Genomic DNA, 25,713 nt, shown 5'->3' with positions numbered 1-25,713 from the left:
CCGGTCAGCCCAGGAGCAGCCCCACGGTGAAGCCGAGGGCCATCACCACGCCCAGCGCGATGATCATGTTCGACCGGTAGCGGGGCACCTTCGCGGACTTGCGGGCCGCAGGCGCGGCCTCGGCCCGCAGGAAGCGGGCGATCTCCGCCGCGGTCGGGCGCGCCGCGGGCTCCTTGTCCAGGCAGCGCGCCACCAGGCCGCGCAGGCTGCCGCGCAGCGCGCCCAGGTCGGGCTCCCGGTCGGTGATGCGGCGCATGACGGCGGCGTTGGTGCCGCCACCGAAGGGCGGCCGCCCGGTGGCCGCGTAGACCATGGTCGCGCCCCAGGAGAAGACGTCGGACTTCGGCCCCACCGGCAGGTCCTCGATCTGCTCGGGGGACATGTAGGCGGGGGTGCCGACGGGATGGGAGGTGATCGGGGTGTCGCCGTCCAGCAGCCGGGCCACCCCGAAGTCGATCACTTTGGCGCCGCGCGGACCGAGCACCACGTTGCCGGGCTTGAAGTCCCGGTGGACGATCTCGGCCTTGTGGATCGCGGCGAGCCCGGCGGCGGTGCGCAGCGCCACCTTGCGCAGTTCGGCGCCGCGCAGCGGCCCTTCGGCGGCCACGACCTCCTGGAGGGTGCGGCCCCGCACGAACTCGCTGACGATGAAGGGGCGGTCGCCGGTGACGCGGGCGTCCAGGATCCGGGCGACCTGGGGCACCTGGACCCGGCGGGCGGCCTCGGCCTCCTTGGTGAAGCGCCCGCGCGCCTTGGCCCCGGCCGATCCGCCGCCCTTGAGCAGCTTCACCGTGACCACGGCGCCCTCGCGGTCGCGCGCCAGGTACACCACGCCCTGCCCGCCTTCGCCGAGCCGTCCGGTCAGGGTGTAGCCGCCGACCCGGCGGGGATCGCCGGGTCGGAGCGGGGCGTCATGCTTGGTCTGCACCTGCGCGCACTCCGGCCAGAGGGATAAGGCGAAATGCATAAATATCACCATTCGCCCATCGCCTCAGGCGTTTCGCGCTTCTTCCGGCCCGCGGGCCGGAAGGGCCGGGGATCACCAGTGCGGGGGCACGTCCTCGCGCAGCCTGTCGTCGTTGCCCGAGTCCTCGCGCCAGTCCCCCCAGCCCGGGTCCTGCTCGTCGGACGTGCGGTCGGGCAGCAGCGGCCGGTCCGGGGCCGGACGCCCCGGCCGGCGCTCCTCGTCGGATGACTTGGGGTTCATGCCCCCATTATCGCCCCCGCAGCCGGGCCGCCAGCTCCCGCGCCGCCTTCCCCGGGTCGGGGGCCTCGGTCAGGGCCCTGACCACCACCACCCGGGTGGCCCCGGCCGCCATCACCTGGTCGAGGTTGCCCGCGTCGATCCCGCCGATGGCGAACCAGGGCCGGGTGGCCCCCACCGAGGCGGCGACCGGCTCCAGACCCGCCGCCGGACGTCCCGGCTTGGTCGCCGTGGGCCACACCGGGCCCACCGCGAAGTAGTCCACGCCCGGCTCCCGGGCGGCCGCGGCCGCCTGCTCCACCGAGTGGGTGGAGCGGCCGATGAGGATGTCCTCGCCGACGATGTGCCGCGCCACCTCGACCGGCAGGTCCCCCTGGCCCAGGTGCAGCACGTCGGACTTCACCGCGAACGCCACGTCCGCCCGGTCGTTGACCGCCAGCAGCGCCCCGTGCCGGTCGCAGGCCTCCCGGAACACCCCCAGCAGCTCGATCTCGCGCCGCGCCTCCAGCCCCTTCTCGCGGAGCTGGACGATGTCCACCCCGCCGGCCAGGACGGCGTCCAGGAACTCCGGCAGGTCCCCCTGCGCGGACCGGGAGTCCACGCAGAGGTAGAGGCGGGCCGCGTCCAGGCGGCGGCGCAGCGCCACCGCCCGGTCGGTCGTCAGAAGCGACATCAGAAGGCCAGGGCCTGGGCCCGGCGCCTGATCTCGGTGCCCCGGTTCTCGCGGAGCGCCTGGACCGGGGTGCCGGGCAGGGTGTCGTCGCCGGTGAACAGCCAGCGCAACGCGGCCGTTTCGTCGAAACCGGCGTCGGACAGCAGCGTCAGGGTCCCGGGCAGGCCCTTGACCACCTGCCCTTCCGCCAGGAACGCGGCCGGTATCTGCGGGCCGCCTCCGGACTGCCGGTAGGCGGCCAGCAGCTTGCCCTCCTTCACCCACTGCTTCACTCTGCTCGCGGGCACTCCCGCGACCTGCCCCGCTTCCGCGAAAGTGAGCCATTCGCCCACCAGGGAGTCGAGTTCCGGATCGATGTCAACGTGCGTCTTCGTCACGTTTCCGTGTCTACCATCCCGCGGGGACTATGAAACAGCCAGGACCGCGTTCCGGACGGGGACCGAGGGGTCGGCGAGCTTCTCCGCGTCCACCGGTGTCCCCGCTGTCAGGAGCCTGCGGGCCTGCATCAGGTCGCGGGGCGCGGCCACCGTCAGGACGGCTCGCAGCAGGTCCCCGTCGAGCCAGAAGACCGCCCAGGACCGGTCGGTCTCCGGGTCGCCCCGGAAGACCATCCGCTCGGCCCCCGGGTGGTGGCCCGCGTACTGGACCATGCGCCCGAACTGCTCGGACCAGAAGTAGGGCGGGTCGTCGTAGACCGCCTCCTGGCCCAGCAGCGACGCCACCGCGACGTCGGGGGCGTTCAGCGCCGCGTCCCAGTGCTCCACCCGCAGCCGGCGCCCGTACCGGTTGGACCACCAGGCCGCGCAGTCGCCGACCGCGACGATCTCCGGACGGGAGGTGCGCAGCGAGGCGTCCACCACCAGGCCGTTCTCGACCTCCAGGCCGCTCACCCAGTCCAGCGAGGGCCGCACGCCGATGCCGACGACGACGGCCTCGGCCGGCAGGAACTCCCCGTCCACCAGCGCGACGCCGCCCTCCTCGATCGAGGCGACCTTGACCCCGCAGCGCAGCCGGACCCCTGCCTCGGCGTACCAGGGGGCGGTCAGCGCGCCCAGCTCCGGGCCGAGCGCGTTGGCCAAAGGCGCGGGCGCGGCCTCCAGCACGGTGACCTCGCAGCCCAGCTTCGCCGCCGTCGTGGCGACCTCCGCGCCGATCCAGCCCGCGCCGACGATCACCACGCGGGCGCCGGGGACCAGCTTGCCGCGCAGTTCCAGGGAGTCGTCGATGGTCCTGATCACGTGCTGGCGGCCGGGGCCGGGAAGCCGGACGGTGTCGGCTCCGGTGGCGATCACCAGCCCGTCGTAGGGCAGTTCGCCCGCGGTGGTCTCCAGGACGCGGTCCTGCACGCGCAGCCCGGTCGCGCGGTGCCCCAGCAGCAGTTCGCAGTCCAGGGAGTCCCAAGAGGCGTCGACCGTGGTGTCCTCGCGCTCGCCCGCCAGGACGGCCTTCGACAGCGGCGGACGGTCGTAGGGCCGGTGCGGCTCCGCTCCGACCAGCGTGAGCCTTCCGGCGTAGCCCTTGGCCCGCAGCGCCTCCACGGCGCGCACACCCGCCAGGCCACCGCCCACCACGATGACGCGTTCCATGTGATCCTCCGAGATCCCGGTTCTCCTGGCAGGACACCCTAACTTTCGCCCCGTCACCGTCCATGTCCAGGATGCCCGATATCTGATCGGTACTGCTCAGGGCATACGCTGGGCTCCGTACGGAGCGCGGGAGCCCGGTACGGGCTGAGAGGGGAGCAGTCCTCCCGACCGCCAGAACCTGATCCGGATCATGCCGGCGAAGGGAGCGACCTGTGATCGTGGTCATCGGCGCAGGGGCGATAGGCCTGGCCATCGCCTGGCGGGCGTCCCAGCGGGGACTGCCGGTCACCCTCGTGGACCCCGAGCCCGGAAGCGGCGCCAGCCATGTGGCGGCCGGGATGCTGACGCCCGTCGGCGAACTGCAGTACGGCGAGGAGGACCACCTCAGGCTCGGCGTCGACTCCCGCGACCGCTACCCGCGGTTCGCGGCCGAACTGGCCGACCTCACCGGGATCGACATCGGCCACCGGCGCGAGGGCAACCTGTCCGTCGCCTACGACGCCGACGACCTGGCCTTCCTCCAGGACCAGCACCGCTTCCAGACCTCGCTGGGGCTGCGCACCGAACTCCTCACCGGCCGGGAGTGCCGCAGGCTCGAACCCATGCTCGCGCCGTCCGTGCGGGGCGGGATCCTCGCCCCCGACGACGGCTCCGTCGACCCCAGACGGCTGCTGCGCGCGCTGCTCGCGGCCTGCGAGCACCTCCCCCTCGTGCGCAAGCGGGCCCTTGAGCTCGTCGTCCAGGACGGCCGGGTGCGCGGCGTCCGGCTGGAGGACGGGGACGTCCTGGCCGCCGAACGCGTCGTCGTGGCGGCCGGAAGCTGGTCCCGGGAGCTGACCGGCCTGCCGGTGAGGCCGGTGAAAGGCCAGATCCTGCGGCTGCACAGCCCCCACCCCTTCCTCACCAGGGCCACCCGGGGCCTGGTGCGCGGCTTCTCGATGTACCTCGTGCCGCGCCCGGACGGCGAACTGGTCGTCGGCGCGACCCAGGAGGAACTCGGCTTCGACTCCCGGGTCACCGCGGGCGGCCTGTGGGAGCTGCTGCGCGACGCCCGCACGCTCTTCCCCGGCGTCACCGAGCTGGAGTTCAAGGAGGTCACCGCCTCCTTCCGGCCCGGATCCCCCGACAACGCCCCGATCATCGGCCCGGTCGGGCCCGAGGGCCTGCTGGCGGCCACCGGGCACTTCCGCAACGGCATCCTGCTCACCCCCCTCACCGCCGACGCGATGGCGGACCTGCTGGACGGCCGGGAGCCCCCCGAGGCGGTCCGCCCGTTCGGCGCCGACCGCTTCGCGCCCGCGCGGCCCGCCACCATCGGAGACGACAGATGAGAGTGACCATCAACGGCCAGGCCCGCGACCTTCCCGACGGCGCGACCGTCGCGGCGGTCGTGTCGCAGGTCACCGACGCCGAACGGGGCGTGGCGGTGGCGCTGAACGAAGAGGTGGTGCCGCGCGCCGCCTGGCCCACGACCCCCGTCAGGGACGCCGACCGGGTGGAGATCCTCACCGCGGTCCAGGGAGGCTGAACAAGTGAACACGACCGACGCGTCCGGCCCGCTGGTCATCGCGGGCCGCGAGTTCGGATCCCGGCTCATCATGGGCACGGGCGGAGCGCCCAGCCTGCACGTCCTGGAGGAGGCGCTGATCGCCTCCGGCACCGAGCTGACCACGGTCGCCATGCGCCGGGTCGACCCCTCGATGAAGGGCTCGGTGCTGGAACTGCTGGAGCGGCACGGCATCGGCGTGCTGCCCAACACCGCGGGCTGCTTCACCTCGGGCGAGGCCGTCATGACCGCCCGGCTGGCCCGCGAGGCGCTCGGCACCGAGTGGGTGAAGCTGGAGGTCGTCGCCGACGAGCACACCCTGCTGCCCGACCCCGTCGAACTGCTGGACGCGGCCGAGCGCCTGGTGGCCGAGGGCTTCGTCGTCCTGCCCTACACCAACGACGACCCGGTGCTGGCCCAGCGGCTGGAGCAGGCGGGCTGCGCGGCCGTCATGCCGCTCGGCGCGCCCATCGGCTCCGGTCTGGGCGTCCGCAACCCCCACAACATCGAGCTGATCGTCGAGCGGGCGGGCGTGCCGGTGATCCTGGACGCCGGGATCGGCACGGCCAGCGACGCGGCGCTGGCGATGGAGCTGGGCTGCGACGCCGTGCTGCTGGCCACCGCCGTCACCCGCGCCCACCGTCCGGCGCTGATGGCGGCCGCGATGCGCAGCGCGGTCGAGGGGGGACGCGCGGCGCGGCTGGCCGGGCGCATCCCGCGGCGGCGCCTCGCCCAGGCCTCCTCCCCCTTCGAGGGGCTGGCCGGCACCGGCGCCTGACCCGCCCTGAGCTGCGGCGGCTCCGCGGGCGGCCGCCCCTCACAAAAGATCACGTTTTGGAACGGCCGTAAGGTAGTCCCGCAGAGCGATGGGGAGAAGTCCGTTTCGCCCTTACACTGCCCTGGTGGACGCGACAGCAGTAGACCCCCTCGTCGGGCAGGTACTCGACGAGCGCTACCGCATTGAGTCGAAGGTCGCCCGTGGCGGCATGGCCACCGTCTACGTGGGCCGGGACCTCAGGCTGAACCGCACCATCGCGCTCAAGGTGATGCACCCGCACCTGGCGCAGGACGAGGAGTTCGTCCGCCGCTTCATGGGCGAGGCCAAGGCCGCGGCCGCGCTGTCCCACCCGAACGTGGTGGCGGTGTACGACCAGGGCACCTCGGGCCCGCACACCTACCTCACCATGGAGTACCTGCCCGGCCGCACCCTGCGCGACCTGCTGGACGAGCGCGGCCGGCTGCCCGTCCGCGACGCCCTGGACATCACGGCGCCGGTCCTGGCGGCGCTGGGCGCCGCGCACCGGGCCGGCCTGATCCACCGCGACGTCAAGCCCGAGAACGTGCTGCTGACCACCGACGGCCAGGTCAAGGTCGCCGACTTCGGCCTCGCCCGCGCCGAGACCGACAGCAGGCAGACCAAGACCGGCATGATCATCGGCACCGTCGCCTACATGGCGCCCGAGCAGGTGGTCACCGGCCAGTCCGACACCCGCACCGACGTGTACGCGGCGGGCATCCTGCTGTTCGAGCTGCTCACCGGACGCCAGCCGCACGTGGGCGAGACCCCTCTCCAGGTGGCCTGGCGGCACGTCAACGAGCAGATCCCGCTGCCGTCCCAGCTGGTGCCCGGCATCCCGCCGCGGATCGACGCGCTGGTGATCTCGGCGACCAGCAAGGACCCTGCGGGCCGCCCGGTCGACGCCGACCACTTCTACGCGCTGCTGACGGACGCCTCCCTGGAACTCCCGGCCGCCCCCGTCCCGCCCGCGCCCGACAACGCCACCTCCGTCCTGTCGGTGCCGGGGCTGCCGGGCCCGGGCGGCTCCCTGCCGGGCGCCTCCATGCCCCAGAGCACGCTCCCCGGCCGGGCAGACAACCGCACCACCGTGATGCCGAACGGCCACACGACCGTGATGCCGCTCGGCATGGTCCCCGACGGGCCGCCGCCGCAGGAACCGGTCATGCTGTTCGACCGGATCCTGCACTTCCTCACCGGGAAGTTCGTGCTGGTGACCCTGGGCGTCATCGCGTCCATGGTGATCGGCTGGGCCACCTGGTACCAGGTCTCCGGCAAGTACGACCACGTGCCGGAGATCATCGGGCTGAGCCAGGCCGACGCCGTGGCCGAGCTGCGGGCCGAGGGCATCGCCTACTCGATCGCCGACACCAGGAAGTACTCCGAGACCGCGCGCAAGGGCACCGTCGCCGAGGTCGATCCCGGGGTGGGCAGCAAGGTCCAGCCCGGCGAGACCATCACGCTGGTGCTCTCCAAGGGCCTCACCCCCCTCAAGGTCCCCGACGTGACGGGGCAGACCGCCGAGCAGGCCGCCGAGACGCTCAAGGCCTTCGTGTCGGTGACCCAGGAGAAGAAGCCCGGAGCCGCGGCCGAGGGCATGGCCCTGGGCACCAACCCCAAGGCCGGCACCGAGCTGGCCCGGGACGAGCCGCTCGTCCTGCTCATCAGCAGCGGCCTCGCCATGCCCGACCTGTCCGGCAAGAACAAGGACGAGGCCTACGCCCAGCTCGAGACCCTCAAGAGCCAGCTGAACGGCGACCTGCCCATCTACGAGCAGGTGCAGACCGACCCGGCCAAGGACAACGGCGCCATCCTGTGGCAGAACCCCGCCCCGGGCACCCTGCTCAAGCCGGGCGACGCCGTCACCCTGGGCGTCAACAAGAACGACGACTGCTTCCTCTCGGCCATCAACCCGTTCTGCGACGACGAGCCGGACGAGCACGGCAACGTCAAGGTGCCCCTGGTCTTCGGCCGCACCATCGACGACGCCGTCGAGCACCTGCAGAAGCGCGGCTTCCAGGTCAACGTGCAGCACAAGCTGAACACCGGCCGGATCATCGACCAGGATCCCGACAACGGACAACGCGTCCCCAAGGGTGCCATCATCACCATCTGGGACTGATGTCGGTGCGGACCACTACCCTTGGCCCATCATGAGCACGCAGCCAAGCCCCATCGGGGCGCACGTACCGGTGGCCGGAGGGCTCGGCACCGCAGGACTGAAGTACGCGGCGGAGATCGGGGCCGAGGCCGTCCAGGTCTTCGTCGGCAACCCCCGCGGCTGGGCGCAGAGCCCCGGCAAGCCCGCCGAGGACGCCCTGCTGCGGGAGTCGGAGCTGCCCGTCTACGTGCACGCCTCCTACCTGGTGAACTTCGGCTCGCCCAACGCCGACACCCTGGAGAAGTCGATCGGCTCGGTGGCCCACGCGATGGAGCGCGGCGCCGCGATCGGCGCGCTGGGCGTGGTGGTGCACACCGGCTCCGCGGTCACCCAGCCGGTGGAGGCGGCGATGGCCCAGATCCACGAGCGGCTGCTGCCGCTGCTGGAGTCGCTGCCCGAGGACGCGCCCAGCCTGCTGCTGGAGCCGATGGCCGGGCAGGGCGCGATGCTGTGCGCCACCGTCGACCAGCTCGGCCCCTACTTCGAGGCGCTAGAGCACCACCCGAAGCTCGGAGTCTGCCTGGACACCTGCCACGCCTTCGCCGCGGGTCACGACCTGACCGCGGAGCAGGGCGTGGCCCAGACCCTGGACGCGCTGGTCGACACCGTCGGCGAGGGCAGGCTGCGGCTGGTCCACGCCAACGACTCCAAGGACGTGTGCGGCTCCAAGAAGGACCGGCACGAGAACATCGGCAAGGGCCACATCGGCGAGGGTCCGTTCGCCGAGCTGCTGGGGCATCCGGCCGTGGCGGGGGTGCCGTTCGTCATCGAGACGCCGGGCCGCTCCGTCGAGCCGCACAAGGCCGACATCGACGCGTTGAAGCGGCTGCGAGGCTGAGAGGGGGCTCTTCGGGGGAGGCGGCCCGCCTTCCGAGGGGCCCGGAAAACGCTCAGGCGCCGAGACGGACAACCCCCCGACTGTCCGCTCGGCGCCTGAGCCCTCACCACCGGATCCCACCCCCCCGGTACGGGATCCGGCGGCTGTGACCCTCCTGTCCCGGAGCGAAAGCCCCGGGCCTTTGGAGGACCTCCAGAATCGCCTTACTGATGAGAACAGTAGGTGCCCGGAGGCTCCGAGAGCAGACCCCGACCCCCTCCCCGCGACCAACGGTCAGTAGTCGTCGATGTACGTAGAGTGACCACTGGGCGAGCGGTGGATTCTGTACGACGAACGGTCGGCGGGGGCACCGCTCAACGAGGGTCCGACCTGAAGCCGCGCACCAGCAGGTCCCGCACCTGGCGGGTGTGCCGCCGGCTCACCGGCAGCTCCGCGCCCCCCACCCGGACCGAGGCCCGGCCCGAGTCGAACCGCAGTTCCTCGATGTGCGCGGACGCCACGAGCGTGCTGCGGTGGATCCGGATGAACCCCGCGCCCTCCCAGCGCCGGGCCAGCGCGCTCAGCGGGATGCGGACCAGATAGCCGGCCTTCTCCCCGACCGTGTGCAGGCGGACGTAGTCGCCGTGCGCCTCCACGTGCGTGACCGCCGAGCGGCTGACCATGCGGGTCCTGCCGCCGAGCTCCACCGGGATCACCTCGTCCGGCGCGGGGGCCGCCTCCGCGGCGCGCCGCACCGTCCGCTCCACCCGCCGGACCGCCTCGGCCAACCGCTCGGGCCGCACCGGCTTCAGCAGGTAGTCCACGGCGCCGAGGTCGAAGGCCGCGACGGCGCCGTCCTCGTGCGCGGTCACGAAGACCACCGCGGGCGGAGCGGCGAACCCCGAGAGCAGGCGAGTGAAGTCCAGCCCGTCCAGGCCGGGCATGCGCACGTCCAAGAAGACCGCGTCCAGCCGGTCGTCGCCGGCGAGCATGCGGCCCAGACCGCGCAGCGCCTCGGCCGGATCGGCGGCCCCCGACACCCGTTCGATCCGGGGGTCGGCGCGCAGCAGGCGGACCAGTTCGTCGAGGGCGGGCGGTTCGTCGTCGACTGCGAGCACACGAAGCATGGGAGGACCCTCCCGCGATCACGCTTCGCGTGCAATCGCTTTCACCAGGTGACTATGCCTCGTTCCCCCGGCGGTCCGGCCACGACGCGCCTCGCCGCCCTGCTCATTCCTCCTGGTAGGAGTAGCGCTGCTCGAGCCAGGGGTCGGCGATGTTGTGGTAGCCGCGCTCCTCCCAGAAGCCGCGGCGGTCGCCGACGAGGTACTCGATGCCCCGCGCCCACTTCACGCTCTTCCAGCCGTACAGGTGCGAGACGACCGCCCGGACGGGGAAGCCGTGGTCGGCGGTGAGCGGCTCGCCGTTGTGGTGGGTGGCGAACAGCGTCCCCTCCTCGGCCAGGTCGCTCAGCCTGATGTTGGCGCTGTAGCCGTACTCGGCCCAGAGCATGACGTGGGTGACGTCGGGATGGGGAGGCGCCAGTTCCAGCAGGGTGCGGCCGGTGACACCCTCCCAGAGGTTGTCGGGGATGGTGAACTTGGTGACGCAGTGGAAATCGGACACCACCGGGGTGCGCGGCAGCTTCTGGAATTCGTCCCAGTCCCAGCGGACCTCCGCTCCATCCACGGTGGGCCCGAAGACCCTGAAGTCCCATTTGTCCGGACGGAATCTCGGAACGGGCCCGTAATGCAGCACCGGAAATCCCCGGGGCACGTACTGCCCCGGCGGCAAGGGTTTCTCTGGAGGGGTCATCTTCCCGCCCATCCTGCCACCCTTCGGACCCGGCCCGAATTCCAGCCCCCCGATGTACGGAGCTCCCGCGAGCATGCCTTAGTCTGTTTCTCGTGCGTAGCGTCGTTCACTTCTTTTGGTATGGCGAGCCCGGAGGGGTGATCGTCAGCCACACGCTGCGCTGACCAGCTTCACCAGAGCCCCGGGCACCTTCGGCCCGGGGCTTTTTCGCGTTCTCCGACACTTCTCCGAGGAGAGATCCATGGTCGTCGTCATGGCCCCCGAAGCCACCGGAACCGACATCGACAACGTCGTTTCGCTCGTCGAGGCGGCGGGAGGCGAAGCCTTCGTCAGCCGCGGCGTCAACCGCACCATCGTCGGGCTGATCGGCGACGCCGAGCGCTTCGAGGCACTGAACCTGGGCGGCCAGCACGGCGTCGGCGAGGTGGTGCGGATCAGCGCCCCCTACAAGCTGGTCAGCCGCGAGCACCACGCCGAGCGCTCGGTCGTGCGCGTCGGCGGCGTCCCGATCGGCCCCGGCACCATGACCCTGATCGCCGGCCCCTGCGCCGTGGAGACCCCCGAGCAGACCCTGGAGGCCGCCCGGATGGCGCAGTCCGCCGGGGCCACCCTGCTGCGCGGCGGCGCCTTCAAGCCCCGCACCTCCCCCTACGCCTTCCAGGGCCTCGGCGAGGCGGGCCTGCGGATCCTCGCGGACGTGCGGGCCGAGACCGGCATGCCGGTCGTCACCGAGGTCGTGGACGCCCGCGACGTGGAGCTCGTCGCCGAGTACGCCGACATGCTGCAGATCGGCACCCGCAACACCCAGAACTTCGCGCTGCTGCAGGCGGTCGGCGAGGCCGGCAAGCCCGTCATGATCAAGCGCGGCATGAGCGGGACCATCGAGGAGTGGCTGATGTCGGCCGAGTACGTCGCCCAGCGCGGCAACCTCGACATCGTCCTGTGCGAGCGCGGCATCCGCACCTTCGAGAAGGCCACCCGCAACACCCTGGACATCTCCGCGGTCCCGGTGGCCCAGCGCCTGTCCCACCTGCCGGTGATCGTGGACCCGTCCCACTCCGGCGGCCACCGCGACCTGGTGCTCCCGCTCACCCGGGCGGCCATCGCGATCGGCGCCGACGGCGTCATCATCGACGTGCACCCGCACCCCGAGGCCGCCCTGTGCGACGGGCCCCAGGCCCTGGTCCAGGAGGACCTCGCGGAGCTCGCGGAACTCGTCCGCGCCCTGCCGCCCGTCGTGGGCCGCGAGCTCACCACCGCCGCGGCTCCGGCCGCCCTCGCCTGACGCGGCGCCGTTCCGGTGTGAGAAACGCCCTCCGGGTACGCGGAACAGGCCGCGTGCCCGGAGGCCTTCGGTAGAAGGATCCTTATTCCGGGTTGAGGATTTTCCTCCGGGTAGGTCCGGGAAGCGGGATCTTATGGGCAATCCAGCGAGAAGCTGCGCAAGTGAGGTAATGGCAGGGAGCATGTTGGGCATGCCCCATGAGGACAAGGCTCTGGAACGAGGACTGCGGGAGCTCACCTCCACCGATCCGGTGCAGGCGCTCATCGCGCAGGACGCCCGGCGGGCCCGGCGGGAGTACCCGCTGACCGTCCTGGCCGGCCCCATGTTCGGGGTCGCCGAGGAGGTCGGCGAGGACTGGCGGGTGATCAGCCTGGGCGAGGCCACCCCGCAGTGCTCCCGTGACGACCTGGCCGGCCATCTTCGGATGGAGGCCAGGACCGCCGCCGACCCCGAGCCCTACCTGGCGGCGGCCCACGTCCTGGACTGGGAGCGCCACGACGAGCTCGTCGTGGCGGGCCGCAGGTTCCGGATCATCCGGGTCGAGCAGGTGCTGCGGATGAACCTCGGCGAGCCCGAACCGCCGCGGCCCACCGACCCCGACCCCCGCACTCCCCCGCCGCACCGGCCCGAGGTCCTCCGGCTCCCCGCCGGCGCCCACGGGCCCGAGACCGAGCTCGAGCTCGCCGTGCGGTTCGCCGAGGCCATCGAGTACCCGGGAGCACCCCGCGAGCAGGCCAGGGCCGACGCCAGGCGGGCTCTGGACTCCCACCCCGTCCCCGTCCCCATGGCACCCGCGTTCTCCGTCGCCGAGTACCTGCACGACGGATGGCGCTCGGCGACCGCCGCCTGCCCCACCCCCCAGCGGGCCCGCGAGTGCCTCGCCGAGTACCTCCAGCAGGTGGCGCCCTCGGTGGAACGCGCCGACAAGGCCACCCGGGCCGCCTACCGGGAGGCGGCGTGGCGGCTGATCACCACCAGGCTCGACGCGCTGGAGGTGCGCGGACGCCGCTTCCGCATCGTCCGGCTGGAGAAGGTGGCGCGGTTCGGCGAGGACGGGCCCGAGACGCCCCGCCCCTCGGACTTCGACCCGGACCCGCCCGTCGAGGTGCTCGCCCTCCAGCTGCGCGCCGAAGGGCTCCTCGACGACTGAAGGCCGGTCGGCCCCCGGGGCCGGTCAGTCCGAGCCGTAGACCGGCCGGTGCTCCTGCACCGAGTCGGCCAGCTGCTCGGCCAGCTCCTCGGCGTCCAGCCGCTTCTCGATCTGCCGCAGGTCGGCGATGCGCGCCGCGGTCTCGGGACGGCGGGGCGCCAGCAGGGAGCAGCAGTCCTCGTCGGGCAGCTCGGAGATGGACAGGGTGGAGATCCGGCGCGCCTGGTCCATGATCTCGGACTTGTCCATGCCGACCAGCGGACGCAGGATCGGAAGGTCCACGGCGTCGTCCAGCGCGGTCATGTTGACCAGGGTCTGGCTCGCCACCTGGCCCAGGGAGTCGCCGGTGATGAGCGCGCCGGCCCGGCGGCGCTCGGCGACGATCTCCGCGGTCTTGAGCATCAGCCGCCGCTGCGCGATGATCGCCAGCCGGTCCTCGCCCGCCGACTTGATCTGCTGCTGCGCCTTGCCGAACGGCACCACGAACAGCCGGGAGTCGCCCTGGAACTTGTCGAGCTCGCGCACCAGCGCGTACGCCTTGTAGATCGACTCGGGGCCGGTGAAGGGCATGCCGGAGAAGTGCAGGTAGTCCACCCGCAGGCCGCGCCGCATCATCCGGTAGGCGGCGACCGGGGAGTCGATGCCGCCCGACATCAGCACCAGGCCGCGGCCGCTGGAGCCCACCGGCAGGCCGCCCTGGCCGGGGGCGCCGTCAGTGTAGACGAACACCTCGTCGCGGTCGACCTCGATGGAGACGGTGATGTCGGGGTTCTTCAGGTTCACCGGCAGGCCGAACTTGACGTTGATCTCCGAGCCCACCGAGATCCCGATCTGCGAAGAGGTGATCGGGAAACGCTTGTCACGGCGGCGGGGGCGCACCGCGAAGCTGCCGCCCCTGCCCGTCATCGGGTGCTGGGCGACGGCCTCGAGCGCCGCCTTCGTCATCGACTCGACGTCCTTGGGCACCCGCTGGGCGCGGTGCACGATGACGATGCCCATGACGTCCTCGAGCCGTCGGGCGAGCTTCTCGACGTCCTCGGCCAGGCCGCTGCCGGCCCGGATGACGATCACTCCGGAGCGCTGCCACAGGTCGACGCCGACCCCGGTGGAGGCGAGCGCCTTGCGGATGTTGCTCTGCAGCCGCTGCTCGAACTGGTGGCGGTTCTTGCCCTTCAGGACGATCTCGCCGAGCTTCAGCAGCACACACGGCTCACCGGCGGCGGGCGCCAAGGGCATGATCAGGACCTCCGTCAGAAGTTAAGGGAATCGTCTCTCAGTGTCGCCCATTTCGAAGAGCACTTCGACCGGTTGCCCCATGTTCCGTTGGTGATCCTCCGCTCCCGGAAATCCGGGAATATCAGCCGAAGAAGACCTCGGCCTCGGCATAGCGCTCCAGCGGGACGGTCTTGAGGGTGCCGACGGCCTCGGCCAGGCCCACCCGCACGATGTCGGTGCCGCGCAGCGCCACCATCGTGCCGTGGTCGCCCGCGTGGACCGCCTCTATGGCGTGCAGCCCGAACCGGGTCGCCAGCACCCGGTCGAACGCGGTGGGCGTCCCGCCGCGCTGGAGGTGGCCCAGGACGACGCAGCGCGCCTCCCTGCCGGTGCGCCGCTCGAGCTCCGCGGCCAGCCTCTCCCCGATGCCGCCGAGCCGGACGTGCCCGAAGGCGTCGCGCTCGCCCGTCTGCAGCTCCAGCGAGCCCTCGACCGGACGGGCCCCCTCGGAGACGACGAGGACCGGCGCGTGCCCGGCCCGGAACCTCGCCTCGACGTGGGCGGTGACCTCGTCCAGATCGAAGGGCTTCTCCGGAATCAGGACGACGTCCGCGCCCGACGCCATGCCCGAGTGCAGCGCGATCCATCCGGCGTGCCGCCCCATCACCTCGCAGACCAGCGCCCGGTGGTGGCTCTCCGCGGTGGTGCGCAACCGGTCCGCGGCCTCCGTGGCGATGCCGACCGCGGTGTCGAACCCGAAGGTGTAGTCGGTGCCGCTGAGGTCGTTGTCGATGGTCTTGGGCACGCCGACCACCGGCACCCCCGCCTCGTGCAGGGCCAGGGCCACGCCCAGGGTGTCCTCCCCGCCGAGGGCGATCAGGGCGTCCAGGCCCAGGGCCGCCAGGTTCTCCCGGATGCGGGCGATCCCGTCCTCGACCTTCAGCGGGTTGGTGCGGGAGGAGCCGAGGATGGTGCCGCCGAGCGGCAGGATGCCGTGGACGGTCTCCAGGTCCAGGGGCATGGTGTCGCGTTCGAGGGGGCCGTGCCAGCCGTCGCGGAAGCCCGTGAACTCGTCGCCGAACTCCTTCACGCCCCTGCGCACCACCGCCCGGATCGCGGCGTTGAGCCCCGGGCAGTCGCCTCCGCCGGTGAGCACTCCGATCCGCATGAAGCCTCCTTCGTCCCGCCTGCCTGCCGTGAGCCCCGTGAAGGGGGTCGTCTCGACCCTAACCGCCTTCTCCTGAGAACGATCATCCGCCCGGCGAACGCCGCGACCAGACCTCCCGGAACCCGGCGCACCGCCGGACCCCGACGCCGCCGGGGTTCGTCCCCGTGCCGCCACAGCGCCTCGCAGACGGCCAGCGCGGTCGCGGCCTCCGCGTCCAGTACGGGACGGTGCGCGCGGGCGAACTCCCAGCCGTCCCGCCACGAGCCCAGCGGCGGCCTGCCCTCGGCCCACGCGAGGAACTCCGCGCGGTAGGGCAGCAGGGACGGCCAGACCCGCCCGACCTCGCCGAACCGTTTGCCCCTCAGCGCGCGGGCGGCGGCGCCGACCCGCGCCGCGTCGAATCCGGCGGGCAGCGGAGCTCCGGCCACCAGGGCCCGGAGCAGCGCCTCCTGGCGTGCGGCCAGGTCGCCGGAAGGAGGGTCCGGCCGGTCCCTGCTCATGTGATCCGCGCCATTCCGGCGGCGTCGGCGACGGCGTCGAGCTCCGCCCTCAGTTCGGCGGCGGGCGGATACCCGCCGTCGCGTTCCAGCAGGTACCCCAGCCGCCCTTCGGCGGGACCGAACCTCTCCGCCTCGGCCACCAGCGCGAGCACCTCCTCGGACACGGCGTGCGTGTGGGTGTCGTGGTAGTACCCGTCGTGTTCGCCGCCACCCGCCACATGGCAGTAGGCGACGCGGTCGAGCGGGAAGGACTCCAGCACCCGGAGCGGGTCCTGCCCCCGGTTGCGCGCGTTGGCGTACACGTTGGCCACGTCCAGCAGGAGCAGCGCGCCGGTCCGGTCGAGGAGCTCGGTGAGGAAGTCGCCCTCGGAGTACTCGTCGTCGGGCCAGTCGAAGAGCGCGGCGATCGGCTCGACCGCCAGCGGCACGTCCAGCTCCGCCCGGGTGAGGCGGATGTTGCGGGCCAGCGCGTCCAGCGCCTCACGGGTGCGCGGCACGGGCAGCAGGTGCCCCGCCTCCAGACCGCCCGCGCGGACGAACGCGACGTGCTCGCTGACCAGCGGCGCGTCCAGCAGTTCGGCGCAGTGCGCCAGGTGGGAGACCCGGTCCGGCTCGACGGGCCCGGCGCCGCCGAGCGACAGCCGCACCCCGTGCGGGACGACCGGCACCCCCCGGTCCCGCAGCTCCAGCAGCGCGGGGTCGGGCCGGTGCAGGGACTCGGCGATCACCTCGGTGAAGCCCAGGCCCGGCAGCCCCGCCGTGAACTGCGCGAGCGGGGGCCGCCAGCCGATGCCGACGCCCGGGACGGTCACCCGCCGCACCCGCCTCCGCCGCAGGAGGAGCCGCCGTCGGAAGACCCGCTGTCGGAAGACCCGCTGTCGGACGAGGAGAAGCCGCCCGAAGAGGAGCCGGAGGACGCCGCCTGCCCGAACTGGCGCTGGACCTCGGCCGCCGAGGCGAAGTCCGGGTCCATGACCGTCAGCGCGGTGACGCCGAACACCGCCACGCTCAGCGCCGCGGCCTCGGGCCCGTAGGACCTCCAGTCCGGCGAGGACGAGGGGCGCAGCGCCCCGTAGCGGTCCCGGGCCTCGCGCAGCATCCTCTTGGCCGCCCCAGTGTGCTCAGGGACGCCCAGCAGGAGCAGGGCCGCCCCCGCGACGCAGGCCATGAGGAGCAGCAGGAATCCGACCGGCCTGTCGTTCTGCAGGCCGGCGGCGACCCGGAGAGCGCCCAGCGCCAGCAGGAGCACCAGCGGCAGCACGGCCAGCCTGATCCGCTTCTTCTCCCGCGCCCCGTTCAGCAGCCCCTCGGCCACCAGGGAGTCGTGCAGGCGGTTCAGATGCGGCCGGACGAGGTGGTGGGACACCAGGTCCTTGGACCAGGCCCCCACGGCGATCGCCTGGAGCACCGCCTGGTCCAGCGGGGTGGACGCGGGGCCCGGGGAGCCGGTCACCCGCAGCGACCCGTTCCGTCTCGCGTCGACCGCGCCGACCAGCCGGAGGGCGGCCAGGCTCGCGGCCACCACCCGGGCGCGCCCGCCGTCCAGGTAGGCCAGCTCGTAGGGGTGCAGCTCGCGGACCGGGGTACGGCCCGCCATGGCGAGGCGGCGCAGCCCCATCGCCAGCAACCACAGAGCCACCGCGGCCACGGCGAACAGCGCGAGGAAGAGCGGGCCGCTGATCCCCCAGGTCGGTGCCGGATCCGTCATGGCTCTCTCCTTCGTTCCGGCTTACGCGGAGTCCCTTGGCCACATAGATGCCGGAGAGAGCGACTTGGTTCCCTACAGACCGCTGTTAACCATCGAGTCCTTTTTCGATGGCATACCGCACCAATTCCACGCGGTTGTGCAGTTGGAGCTTGCCCAGGGTGTTCTGGACGTGGTTCTGCACCGTCCGGTGGGAGAGCACCAGCCTTTCGGCGATCTGCTTGTAGGTCAGCCCCTTGGCGACCAGCCGCAGGATCTCGGTCTCCCGCTCGGTCAGGCGCGGCGCGTCCGGCTCGGGCACGGGCGCGGCCGCGAGCCTGCGGTACTCGCCCAGCACCAGCCCGGCCAGGCCCGGGGTGAAGACCGCGTCGCCCTTGGCGGTGCGCGCCACCGCGTCCAGGAACTCCTCACGGGCGGCGGACTTCAGCAGGTAGCCGGTGGCGCCCGCCTTGACCGCCTCCAGGACGTCCGCCTGCTCGCCGCTGGCCGACAGCACCAGCACCCGCACCGACGGGTCGGCGGCCAGCAGAGACCGGGTGACCTGCACTCCGCTGATGTCCGGCAGTTGCAGGTCGACGACCGCGACCTGGGGGCGGGCCGCCGCCGCGATCCGCACCGCCTTCCGGCCCTCGCCGGCGGTGGCCACCACCTCGTACCCGGCCTCGGCCAGGTCGCGGGCCACCGCCTCGCGCCACATGGGGTGATCGTCGACCACCATCACCCGGATCCCCGCCATCGTTCTCCTCCGCCGGCCGTCCTCGGCCCGTCCGGGCGGGACACGGCGTCCCGCCCGGACCATGTTCTCAGGACGTCGGCGAGGGTGAGGGCGTCGAAGGCGAGAACGACGGGCCCGGCTGCTGGAAGAAGGGGCCGTCGCCGGGTCCCGGACGGCTCTCCCAGCGGCCCGGACCCTCGTGGCCGGGGCGGTGGTGGAACATCCGCCCCCGCTCCTGCCAGCCTTCGTCGTGGAACCGCATGACGTGGTGGCGGCCTCGGTGGTCGTCATCGCCGAAGCCCGCGACCACGGCCACCACCCCTCCGCCGACCAGACCGCCGACCAGGCCGGAGGCGAGTACCGCCAGCGGCACCGCGCCCGCCAGCGCGCGGAACCGGCCTGGCAGGGCAGGCGGAGCCGTCGGCGCGGACGTCTGGTCCGCGGAGGGCTCGGAGGGCGCCGCCGCCACGACCTTGTCAGTGCTCTCGGGGTTTCCGGGGTTTCCGGGGTTCTCGGGGTTCTCAGCCGGCCCCGGGTCGTTCGTCCGCTCGGACATGGGTCACTCCTGCCACGAAATCGGGGGGAAGCCATCGGGAGAATGCCCTCTCCCTCTCTGATCCACATGATGCCGCCGGCGGACTAAGAGCGGTGTTAACGCGGACGCGGGACGACCAGTTCCAGTTCGGTGCCTTCGCCGGGCGAGGAGGAGATCTCGACGGTGCCGCCCAGATCGCGGATCCGGCCCTTCACCGACTGGGCCAGACCCAGCCGCCCGTCCCGTTCCGCCGCCTCCAGCCGCCCCTCGGGGATGCCGGGGCCGTCGTCGCGGACGCTGACCGTCACCGTCTCCCCGTCGTCCTCCACCAGCACCCAGGCCCGCGCGTCCCGGCCGCAGTGCCGGGAGACGTTGTCGAGCGCGGCGCCCACCGCCGCCGCCAGTTCCGCGGCGGCGCGGCCGGGCAGGCGCACCGGGGTCGCCGGGGCGGCGATCTGCACCGAGGACGAGGCGTAGCGGTCCAGCAGCGGGCGCAGGTCGTTCTCTCCGGCGGGTTCGGGTTCGCCCGCCGGACGGGAGATCAGCGCCCGCAGCGCCACCTCCTGCTCCCCGGCCAGCCGGCCCAGCTCGGCGGCCTCGCCGCCCAGCTCGGCGCCCCTGCGGCGCACCAGCGCCAGCACCTGCAGCACCGAGTCGTGCAGGTCCCGGGCGAGCCGCTCACGTTCCCTGGTGGCGGTCTCCAGCTCCACCGCCCGGGCCAGGCGCTCCTGGCTGTAGAGGGCGAGCCGCCCCAGGTAGCCGATCACCACCCCGGCCATCAGCAGCAGCACCAGCCCGTTGACGGTGGTCTGCTGGAACTCCCCGCCGTACAGCCAGCGCAGCAGCATGTCGGGCACCCCGACGAGCACCGCCGCCGCGGCCCCCCAGCGGATGCCGCCGAGCAGCGCCCACACCATGACGGGCGTCGCCACCCAGCTGACCGTCAGGTTGGGGCGGCCTTCGGCCAGGTGCTGCTGGGTCTCCACCAGCCCGGTGGCCAGCAGGCACGCCACGCAGACCGCCAGGTCGAGACCGGCCAGGACGGGACCCGCCCCGCCGTCGGCGTAGGCGCGGACGGTGAAGGCCGTCCACAGCACCATGACGGCCAGGACCGCCCAGCCGCCCGCCGGGTGGAGGTAGGACTGGTGATTGGAGACGACGAGGACCGCCGCGTACACGCAGGCGACGATCCGGAAGGCAGCCAGGGCGCGCCACAGCGCCGCCTCGACGTTCACTCCTCGTCGTCGTCCTTCCTGACCGCCCTGCCCGCCGCCTCGGCCTTGACCTCGGCCGCGTAGCGGTCGACGTACTCCTGCCCGGACAGCTCCCTGATCGCCATCATGATCTTGTCCGTGATCATGCGGAGGACCTCGCGGTCGTCCTCCCTGCCGTAGTACTCCGAGAAGTCCATCGGCTCACCGAAGCGCACGCCGGGCCGGCCCGGCAGGCCGAAGACCCGGGGCCGGGAGCCCGCGGGCATCAGCTCGAAGGTGTGCATCATCGCCATCGGGATCACCGGCACCCGGCCCTGCAGGGCCAGCCGGGCCACCCCGGTCTTGCCCTTGAACAGCCGGTTGTCCGGCACCCGGGTGCCCTCGGGGTAGATGCCCAGCAGCTTGCCCTCGCGCAGCACCCGCAGCCCGGTGGCCAGGGCCTCCTCGCTGGCCTTGCCGCCGGTCCGGTCGATCGGGATCACCCCGACGCCGCTGAAGAACATCCGGCTGAACCAGCCCTTGATCCCCTTGCCGGTGAAGTAGTCGCGCTTGCCCAGGAACACGATCCTGCGGCGCAGCGGCCACGGGCCGAAGAAATGGTCGGCGAAGGACAGGTGGTTGCTGGCCAGGATGGCCGGCCCCTCTTCCGGCACGTTCTCCATGCCCCTGTTCTCCGGCCGCCAGATGATCACAAGGAGCGGCCCCACGATCGCCTTGACCACCCACCAGAACATCCAGACCGCCTCTTCTCCGCAACTCCGCGATTCGTCTCCGACGATGAAAGTGGGAGACATCTTCGCACGGGATCGGTCAGACGGAACGATCGCGCCCCCTTGCCTCCCGTGGGACGATTCGCACCGTAGGCTCAACGCATGATGGTCGCCGGAGTCCGGAGGGGTTGAGGGAAGTGAACCGCCGCGAGAACGGCCTGTCAGCGGACGCCTACACACTCCTGATCGACCTGGTTCCCGAACTCGCGGACCAGCTGCTCACCGTGCTGCGCGAGGCGGGGATCGCCGCCTACGCGCTGCCGGGCGGCGGCGATGGTCCCGACGTCCTGGACCACGTGCACGTCGACGCCTCGCGGAGGACCGAGGCCGAGCGGCTGCTGCACTCCAGCGTGCTGCGGGACAGGGGGGCGCCGCTCCCCGAACGCGACGAGGACGCGATCTTCGCCGAGATCGTGGCGGGGTTCGGCGAGACCCCCACCGACGTCTCCTGGCCGGACGAGGAGAACCTCGGCCCGGCGGACCCCGGCGACGACCGTCAGGACAACACGGGCAGGCTGCCGACCGCCCGGGTCGTCTACTTCTCCGAGGGCGTGGAGAAGGAGGACGACGAGTTCCCCGAACCAGACGAAGAAGGGCACTACGAACCGCCGCCTCCCCCGCCGCTGCCCACCGGCGACCCGGCCAGCCGGCTCGCCTGGCTGTGCCTGGTCGGCGGGCCGCTCTACATCCTCGCCACGGTCATCTTCCGCTGGCAGGCCCCGGGCTGGGCCGCGTTCCTGGCGGTCGCCGCCTTCATCGGCGGCTTCGTCACCCTGGTGCTGCGCATGGGCGACGAACCCAGGGACGGCGACGACGACGGCGCCGTCATCTGAGCGCCCCGCGCGGGATCAGCGGGCGACCTTGAGGTAGGCCTTCTCGACGGTCACCGCCGCGGTGCCGAAGTTCTCCACCTCGGCCCGGTAGCGCTTCTTCTCGTCCATCCACACCAGGCCCGACAGGGTGTACTCCGCCTTGGTTCCGTTGCCGACCTTGTCCTCGCCCAGCGCGTCCTTGACCCGGGTGTCCTTGTCGCGCTCGTACTCGGTGATCGTGAGCTTGAGCTTCGCCCCGTCGGCCTGGCCGTCGACGATGACGTTCAGGGTCACCAGGTGGTAGGCCGACTCCTTGGGCAGCCACTCGGCGTGCGCCCCGTCCTTGTGGACCTTCTCCGGGTCGTTCCACTCCTTGTCGAACACCAGCGCCTGCCGTTTGCCCGGAGCCGCCGTGACGGCCTTGCCGCGGCCCAGATTGATCAAGATCTTCAAGGGTCCACCCTCCGCCTTTACCCGAGCTTGGGACTCTAGCGGCATCTGCCCGGCGAGACGGCGGAACACACTCTCTTTCCAAGGGTGTCCCCCTCAGGTGAGGTCAGGGCGGTTCGATCCTGGCCAGCACCGGACAGTGGTCCGTGGCCTGCGGAAAGTCGCCGGCCGGGTCCTCGGGCACCCCGCAGCCGAGCACCCTCAGCCCGCGGTCGGCGAAGATCCCGTCGATCCTGCGCCGAGGCGCCCTCGCCGGAAAGGTCGGCGACCCGCCTTCCGGCGCCACCTCGTGCGCGTCCTGGAAGACCCCGGCCAGCAGCCTCCACACCGGCCCGTCCCGCCCCTCGTTGAGATCGCCGGCCAGCACGACGGGATCCGGGCAGGCCGACAGCAGCCGGAGGATCTCCATCCCGTGCCGCAGCCTCGCGCCGGGCGCCAGGTCCAGATGGGTGGAGGCGACCGCCAGAGGCCGCCCGTCCACCCGGATCCGGGCGACGGCCAGCGCCCTGCGGTGCAGCGGCGGCGTCCACGACAACAACCGGTACTCGGCCGCCAGCAGCCGCACCCTCGGGCCGCCGAACACCGCGAGACCGGCCTGCCTGCGGCTCGCCAGCACCGTCATCCCGCAGGCGGCCGCCAGCGCGTCACGCCGGACCCGCCAGCGGCCGAAGCGGGGCATCTCCTGCAGGCACAGCACGTCCGGCGCGCAGGCCCGCACCACCCTGGCCACCGCCTCCGGGTCGTCCCGCAGCGACCGGACGTTGTAGCCGAGGATCCTGATCAGCGCGGTACCCGCCGCCTCACTGCCGGGCCAGGTCCGCCGCGCCGACGATGCCGGCGTCCGGGCCGAGCTCGGCGACGCGCACGTCGGCGAGCCTGCGGTACCCGTGGCCGGTGACCCTGTCGGCGAACGCCTTCCTGATCGGCTCCATCAGCAGGTCGGCCACCGCCGACAGGCCGCCGCCGATGATGAACGCGCCCGGATCCAGGGTGGCGGCCAGATCGGCCATGCCCTGGCCGGTCCACTCGGCCACCGTCTGGAAGCACTCCAGCGCCGCCGGATCCCCCTCGCGCGCGGCCTGGGACACCGCGAGACCGGTGATCACCTCGGGCGAACCGCCGCTGAGCTCGATCATGCGGGCCGCGCGGACCGGGTCCACCCGGGCCAGGTCGCGGGCCTCGTGCGCGAGCGCGTTGCCCGAGGCGTACTGCTCCCAGCAGCCCCGGTTGCCGCAGCCGCAGCGCCGCCCGTCGGGGACCACCCGCATGTGCCCGAACTCCGCGCCCAGCCCGTAACGGCCCCGGTACAGCTTGCCGTCGACGATGATGCCCCCGCCGATCCCGGTGCCCAGAGTGACGCACACCAGGTACGGCTCGCCGCGTCCCGCGCCGAACCGCGCCTCGCCCCAGGCCATCGCGTTCGCGTCGTTCTCCACCACCACGGGCAGGCCCACACGGTGCTCGACCTTGTCCTTGACCGGTTCGTCCCGCCAGGCGAGATTGGGGGCGAACAGCACGACCGAGCGGCTCTCGTCGACGAAGCCCGCCGCGCCGAGGCCGACCGCGATCACGTCCTCGTGCTTGCCCTTGAGCAGCTCGACCATCCCGGCGATGACCCCCGCGGTCTCCTCCGGGTCAAAGGAGGGCGTGGGCCTGCGCAGCTTCTCCAGGATCCGCCCCTGTTCGTCGACCACCCCGGCGGCGACCTTGGTACCCCCCACATCCACACCAATGGTCAGCGACATTGCCGCGCCTCCTGTTCCAGCCGGGCGGTCCTCTCACCCGGGTCGTACGGTCAGCCGATGTCCAGCGGGTCTTCCCCGCCGGTCCCGGAGCCTCCTCCTCGAGGCTCCCGGTCCGCCCGTCCCGTCCCGTCCCACCCGCCGGAGCGTGCCTCGCGGGAGCGTTCATACCCGGCGAGGACGTCCTGGAAGGCGGCGAACAGGGACTGGCCTGCGTCGACCACATGGCCCAGGACGTCGGGACCGGACGCCTTCGCGGCCTCCACCGTCCGGCAGACCGGGCATCCGTGGGGGCAGACGCCGGCGGGCCGGTCCTCCCGGACCGCCTCGCTCCACACGTCCCCCGGTCCGCGGTCGTCGGCCATCCGCCGGCGGACCGCCTCGAAGAGCTTGAACGCCTCGTCGAGCACATGGCCAGGCTGATCGGTCATTCGTTTCCACTCACCTCATGGTCGGCCGGTAACCGTATCGTGCTCGCGCGGTTACCGGCAGGTATCGGTCTGGTCCACCGGTCACTTCTCGACCTGGCGTTTCAACCCCTTCAACGCGGAGTCAATGATTATCTTCTCCGCCTTGCGTTTGAACATGCCGATCATCGGGATCTTGACGTCCACGGCCAGCTCGTAGACGACCTCCGTGCCCGCGGCGCCCTCGGCCAGCGTGTAGCTGCCGTTCATACCGTTCACCACCGCGCCCGCCTCGGACAGGTCCCAGCGCAGCTCGTCGTCCCCCGACCACTGGCAGCGCACGGTGTAGGTGTCGCTGATCGGCCCGGACGACAGCGTCATCCGCACCAGTTCGGGACGCCCGTCGGGGTGCTCGCTCAGCACCTCGGCGGACTTGATCCCGTCCGCCCAGTCGGGATAGGACGGGTAATCGGCGATGACCCCCATGATCGCCTTCTTGTCCGCCTGGATGATGATTCTGGAGCTGGTACGGTCGGCCATCGCGTCCCCTTCGTGTGGTCCTACAGCCAAAGATCAGTCTTCCAGGCGCAGGACATAGGGCGCGCCCGTGGCGCGGAAGTGCCCCACGTTCACGCATTCGGTGCGGCCGATGCGCATCCTGCGGACCAGCGGCTGGTGGACGTGCCCGAACAGCGCGTAACGCGGCTGGGTCTTCTCGATCGCCCGCAGGAACGCCTCGCTCCCGCGCTCGAACCGGCGCGCGACGGTGTCGTAGAGCAGTTCGGGCACCGCGGGAGGGATGTGGCAGCACAGGACGTCCACCTGCCCGACGGCCTCGACCTTCGCCGCGTACTCGACGTCGTCGATCTCATAGGGGGTGCGGTACTTCGTGCGCAGCCCTCCCCCGACGAAGCCGAAGCTCAGCCCGCCGATCTCGACGGTCTGGCCGTCCAGCACGGTCTGCCCGTCGCGGGCGTACTCGGGCCACAGCGCGGGCACGTCGACGTTGCCGTAGGTCAGATAGGACGGGACGGGCATCGCGGCGAACAGCTCGGCGTACTGGCGGCGGACGGCCGCCTCGATGTGCGGCCAGGCGTCGCCGTCCAGGGTGGCCCACATCTCCTTGGAGAAGCGCCTGGACTCCTCGTAGTGCCGACCGGCCCGCAGCCGCACGTAGTGGCCTGCCGCCTCCGGGCCGAAGAGCTCGGCGAAAAGACCCTGCCCGTGGTCCTCGTAGTCGATGAAGAGGATCAGGTCGCCCAGGCAGATCAGCGCGTCCGCACCGTCCCCGGCCCGGGCGAGCGCGTCCGCCCTTCCGTGGACGTCACTCACCACATGGATCCGCATGCTTCCAACATAACTGCGCGTCCCTGTCGGGGAAGGGGCCCTTTCGTGCGGCCCTCCGCGTCGGGAGAACCGCATTCTGTCCCTTACAGAGATATCTTGG

Annotated in this window: 29 protein-coding genes and 1 riboswitch; of the genes, 8 read left to right on the top strand and 21 right to left on the bottom strand. The window is 72.2% G+C overall.

The features are described 5' to 3' along the window. Window positions 1–4 precede the first annotated feature (4 nt). The 5 genes from ABGB12_RS08565 to ABGB12_RS08545 all read right to left on the bottom strand — a co-directional run bounded on the left by ABGB12_RS08565 (window position 5) and on the right by ABGB12_RS08545 (window position 3,463). Window positions 5–928: a serine/threonine-protein kinase gene (locus ABGB12_RS08565; RefSeq protein WP_347675730.1), complete on the bottom strand. Its 924-nt coding sequence runs from the start codon at window positions 926–928 to the stop codon at window positions 5–7. Between the two features lie 111 nt (window positions 929–1,039). Next, a complete protein-coding gene (locus tag ABGB12_RS08560) occupies window positions 1,040–1,207 on the bottom strand; it encodes a hypothetical protein (protein WP_347675729.1) in 168 nt (55 codons plus the stop codon). 7 nt (window positions 1,208–1,214) lie between these two features. Beyond that, on the bottom strand, window positions 1,215–1,877 hold the full coding sequence (gene thiE, locus ABGB12_RS08555; RefSeq protein WP_347675728.1) for a thiamine phosphate synthase: 663 nt from the start codon (window positions 1,875–1,877) through the stop codon (window positions 1,215–1,217). Beyond that, the gene (locus ABGB12_RS08550) at window positions 1,877–2,254 is read right to left on the bottom strand and encodes an Rv2175c family DNA-binding protein (protein WP_347675727.1); all 378 of its coding nucleotides are present in this window, start codon (window positions 2,252–2,254) and stop codon (window positions 1,877–1,879) included. The genes thiE and ABGB12_RS08550 overlap by 1 nt, the downstream gene beginning before the upstream one ends. A gap of 27 nt (window positions 2,255–2,281) precedes the next feature. Next, window positions 2,282–3,463 carry an FAD-dependent oxidoreductase gene (locus tag ABGB12_RS08545; protein WP_347675726.1) on the bottom strand — a complete coding sequence of 394 codons (1,182 nt, stop codon included), beginning with the start codon at window positions 3,461–3,463 and terminating at the stop codon, window positions 2,282–2,284. Window positions 3,464–3,579: 116 nt separating this feature from the next. Further along, window positions 3,580–3,685, top strand: a riboswitch (TPP riboswitch). Here ABGB12_RS08545 and thiO point away from each other — a divergent pair. The 5 genes from thiO to ABGB12_RS08520 all read left to right on the top strand — a co-directional run bounded on the left by thiO (window position 3,676) and on the right by ABGB12_RS08520 (window position 8,804). Then, entirely contained in the window at window positions 3,676–4,794 is a 1,119-nt protein-coding gene (gene thiO / locus ABGB12_RS08540; protein WP_347675725.1) for a glycine oxidase ThiO, read from the top strand. Its footprint overlaps the riboswitch before it by 10 nt. After that, window positions 4,791–4,991 carry a sulfur carrier protein ThiS gene (gene thiS, locus ABGB12_RS08535; protein ID WP_347675724.1) on the top strand — a complete coding sequence of 67 codons (201 nt, stop codon included), beginning with the start codon at window positions 4,791–4,793 and terminating at the stop codon, window positions 4,989–4,991. The genes thiO and thiS overlap by 4 nt, the downstream gene beginning before the upstream one ends. A gap of 4 nt (window positions 4,992–4,995) precedes the next feature. Beyond that, the gene (locus tag ABGB12_RS08530; RefSeq protein WP_347675723.1) at window positions 4,996–5,787 is read left to right on the top strand and encodes a thiazole synthase; all 792 of its coding nucleotides are present in this window, start codon (window positions 4,996–4,998) and stop codon (window positions 5,785–5,787) included. Between the two features lie 124 nt (window positions 5,788–5,911). Further along, entirely contained in the window at window positions 5,912–7,927 is a 2,016-nt protein-coding gene (gene pknB, locus ABGB12_RS08525; RefSeq protein ID WP_347675722.1) for a Stk1 family PASTA domain-containing Ser/Thr kinase, read from the top strand. A gap of 31 nt (window positions 7,928–7,958) precedes the next feature. Continuing rightward, a complete protein-coding gene (locus ABGB12_RS08520) occupies window positions 7,959–8,804 on the top strand; it encodes a deoxyribonuclease IV (protein WP_347675721.1) in 846 nt (281 codons plus the stop codon). A 353-nt stretch (window positions 8,805–9,157) separates the two neighbouring features. Here ABGB12_RS08520 and ABGB12_RS08515 read toward each other — a convergent pair whose 3' ends face one another. Then, the gene (locus ABGB12_RS08515) at window positions 9,158–9,910 is read right to left on the bottom strand and encodes a LytTR family DNA-binding domain-containing protein (RefSeq protein WP_347675720.1); all 753 of its coding nucleotides are present in this window, start codon (window positions 9,908–9,910) and stop codon (window positions 9,158–9,160) included. 103 nt (window positions 9,911–10,013) lie between these two features. Further along, window positions 10,014–10,598, bottom strand: coding sequence for a sulfite oxidase-like oxidoreductase (locus tag ABGB12_RS08510; protein ID WP_347675719.1), 585 nt, complete (start codon window positions 10,596–10,598; stop codon window positions 10,014–10,016). Between the two features lie 241 nt (window positions 10,599–10,839). On the opposite strand from ABGB12_RS08510, the gene aroF reads away from it, so the two are divergent. Beyond that, the gene (aroF, locus tag ABGB12_RS08505) at window positions 10,840–11,883 is read left to right on the top strand and encodes a 3-deoxy-7-phosphoheptulonate synthase (protein ID WP_347675718.1); all 1,044 of its coding nucleotides are present in this window, start codon (window positions 10,840–10,842) and stop codon (window positions 11,881–11,883) included. Between the two features lie 190 nt (window positions 11,884–12,073). Continuing rightward, window positions 12,074–13,033, top strand: a complete 960-nt coding sequence (locus tag ABGB12_RS08500) for a DUF5954 family protein (RefSeq protein WP_347675717.1) — start codon at window positions 12,074–12,076, stop codon at window positions 13,031–13,033. A gap of 24 nt (window positions 13,034–13,057) precedes the next feature. Here ABGB12_RS08500 and thiI read toward each other — a convergent pair whose 3' ends face one another. The 8 genes from thiI to ABGB12_RS08460 form a co-directional block, all read right to left on the bottom strand. Further along, window positions 13,058–14,269, bottom strand: coding sequence for a tRNA uracil 4-sulfurtransferase ThiI (thiI, locus tag ABGB12_RS08495; RefSeq protein WP_347675716.1), 1,212 nt, complete (start codon window positions 14,267–14,269; stop codon window positions 13,058–13,060). A gap of 121 nt (window positions 14,270–14,390) precedes the next feature. After that, window positions 14,391–15,416: a 6-phosphofructokinase gene (locus ABGB12_RS08490; RefSeq protein WP_347675715.1), complete on the bottom strand. Its 1,026-nt coding sequence runs from the start codon at window positions 15,414–15,416 to the stop codon at window positions 14,391–14,393. A 496-nt stretch (window positions 15,417–15,912) separates the two neighbouring features. Next, window positions 15,913–16,737 carry a DUF692 domain-containing protein gene (locus ABGB12_RS08485; protein ID WP_347675714.1) on the bottom strand — a complete coding sequence of 275 codons (825 nt, stop codon included), beginning with the start codon at window positions 16,735–16,737 and terminating at the stop codon, window positions 15,913–15,915. Next, window positions 16,725–17,624 (bottom strand): TIGR04222 domain-containing membrane protein, encoded by a 900-nt coding sequence (locus tag ABGB12_RS08480; protein WP_347675713.1) that lies wholly within the window; start codon window positions 17,622–17,624, stop codon window positions 16,725–16,727. Before ABGB12_RS08480 ends, ABGB12_RS08485 begins: the two co-directional genes overlap by 13 nt. 85 nt (window positions 17,625–17,709) lie before the next feature. After that, window positions 17,710–18,357 carry a response regulator transcription factor gene (locus ABGB12_RS08475; protein ID WP_347675712.1) on the bottom strand — a complete coding sequence of 216 codons (648 nt, stop codon included), beginning with the start codon at window positions 18,355–18,357 and terminating at the stop codon, window positions 17,710–17,712. A gap of 67 nt (window positions 18,358–18,424) precedes the next feature. Further along, a complete protein-coding gene (locus tag ABGB12_RS08470; protein WP_347675711.1) occupies window positions 18,425–18,892 on the bottom strand; it encodes a hypothetical protein in 468 nt (155 codons plus the stop codon). 95 nt (window positions 18,893–18,987) lie between these two features. Then, window positions 18,988–20,106, bottom strand: a complete 1,119-nt coding sequence (locus tag ABGB12_RS08465; protein WP_347675710.1) for a DUF5931 domain-containing protein — start codon at window positions 20,104–20,106, stop codon at window positions 18,988–18,990. Further along, window positions 20,103–20,819 (bottom strand): lysophospholipid acyltransferase family protein, encoded by a 717-nt coding sequence (locus ABGB12_RS08460; RefSeq protein WP_347676120.1) that lies wholly within the window; start codon window positions 20,817–20,819, stop codon window positions 20,103–20,105. Before ABGB12_RS08460 ends, ABGB12_RS08465 begins: the two co-directional genes overlap by 4 nt. 173 nt (window positions 20,820–20,992) lie before the next feature. Here ABGB12_RS08460 and ABGB12_RS08455 point away from each other — a divergent pair, with 173 nt between their 5' ends. Next, entirely contained in the window at window positions 20,993–21,688 is a 696-nt protein-coding gene (locus tag ABGB12_RS08455) for a hypothetical protein (RefSeq protein ID WP_347676118.1), read from the top strand. A gap of 15 nt (window positions 21,689–21,703) precedes the next feature. Here the strand turns inward: ABGB12_RS08455 and ABGB12_RS08450 are convergent, their stop codons facing one another. From ABGB12_RS08450 to ABGB12_RS08425, 6 genes are all read right to left on the bottom strand, one after another. Continuing rightward, window positions 21,704–22,120 carry a hypothetical protein gene (locus ABGB12_RS08450; protein WP_347675709.1) on the bottom strand — a complete coding sequence of 139 codons (417 nt, stop codon included), beginning with the start codon at window positions 22,118–22,120 and terminating at the stop codon, window positions 21,704–21,706. Between the two features lie 103 nt (window positions 22,121–22,223). Continuing rightward, the gene (locus ABGB12_RS08445) at window positions 22,224–22,892 is read right to left on the bottom strand and encodes an endonuclease/exonuclease/phosphatase family protein (RefSeq protein WP_347676116.1); all 669 of its coding nucleotides are present in this window, start codon (window positions 22,890–22,892) and stop codon (window positions 22,224–22,226) included. A 25-nt stretch (window positions 22,893–22,917) separates the two neighbouring features. Beyond that, window positions 22,918–23,862: an ROK family glucokinase gene (locus ABGB12_RS08440; RefSeq protein ID WP_347675708.1), complete on the bottom strand. Its 945-nt coding sequence runs from the start codon at window positions 23,860–23,862 to the stop codon at window positions 22,918–22,920. A gap of 50 nt (window positions 23,863–23,912) precedes the next feature. Further along, a complete protein-coding gene (locus tag ABGB12_RS08435; RefSeq protein WP_347675707.1) occupies window positions 23,913–24,290 on the bottom strand; it encodes a DUF5304 family protein in 378 nt (125 codons plus the stop codon). Between the two features lie 81 nt (window positions 24,291–24,371). Next, a complete protein-coding gene (locus tag ABGB12_RS08430) occupies window positions 24,372–24,806 on the bottom strand; it encodes an SRPBCC family protein (protein ID WP_347675706.1) in 435 nt (144 codons plus the stop codon). Between the two features lie 33 nt (window positions 24,807–24,839). Beyond that, a complete protein-coding gene (locus tag ABGB12_RS08425) occupies window positions 24,840–25,613 on the bottom strand; it encodes a metallophosphoesterase (protein WP_347675705.1) in 774 nt (257 codons plus the stop codon). Window positions 25,614–25,713 lie beyond the last annotated feature (100 nt).

The organism is Actinocorallia sp. B10E7 (genome assembly GCF_039871655.1).
Lineage (GTDB): Bacteria > Actinomycetota > Actinomycetes > Streptosporangiales > Streptosporangiaceae > Actinocorallia.
This window is presented reverse-complemented; position numbering and strand designations above follow the sequence as displayed.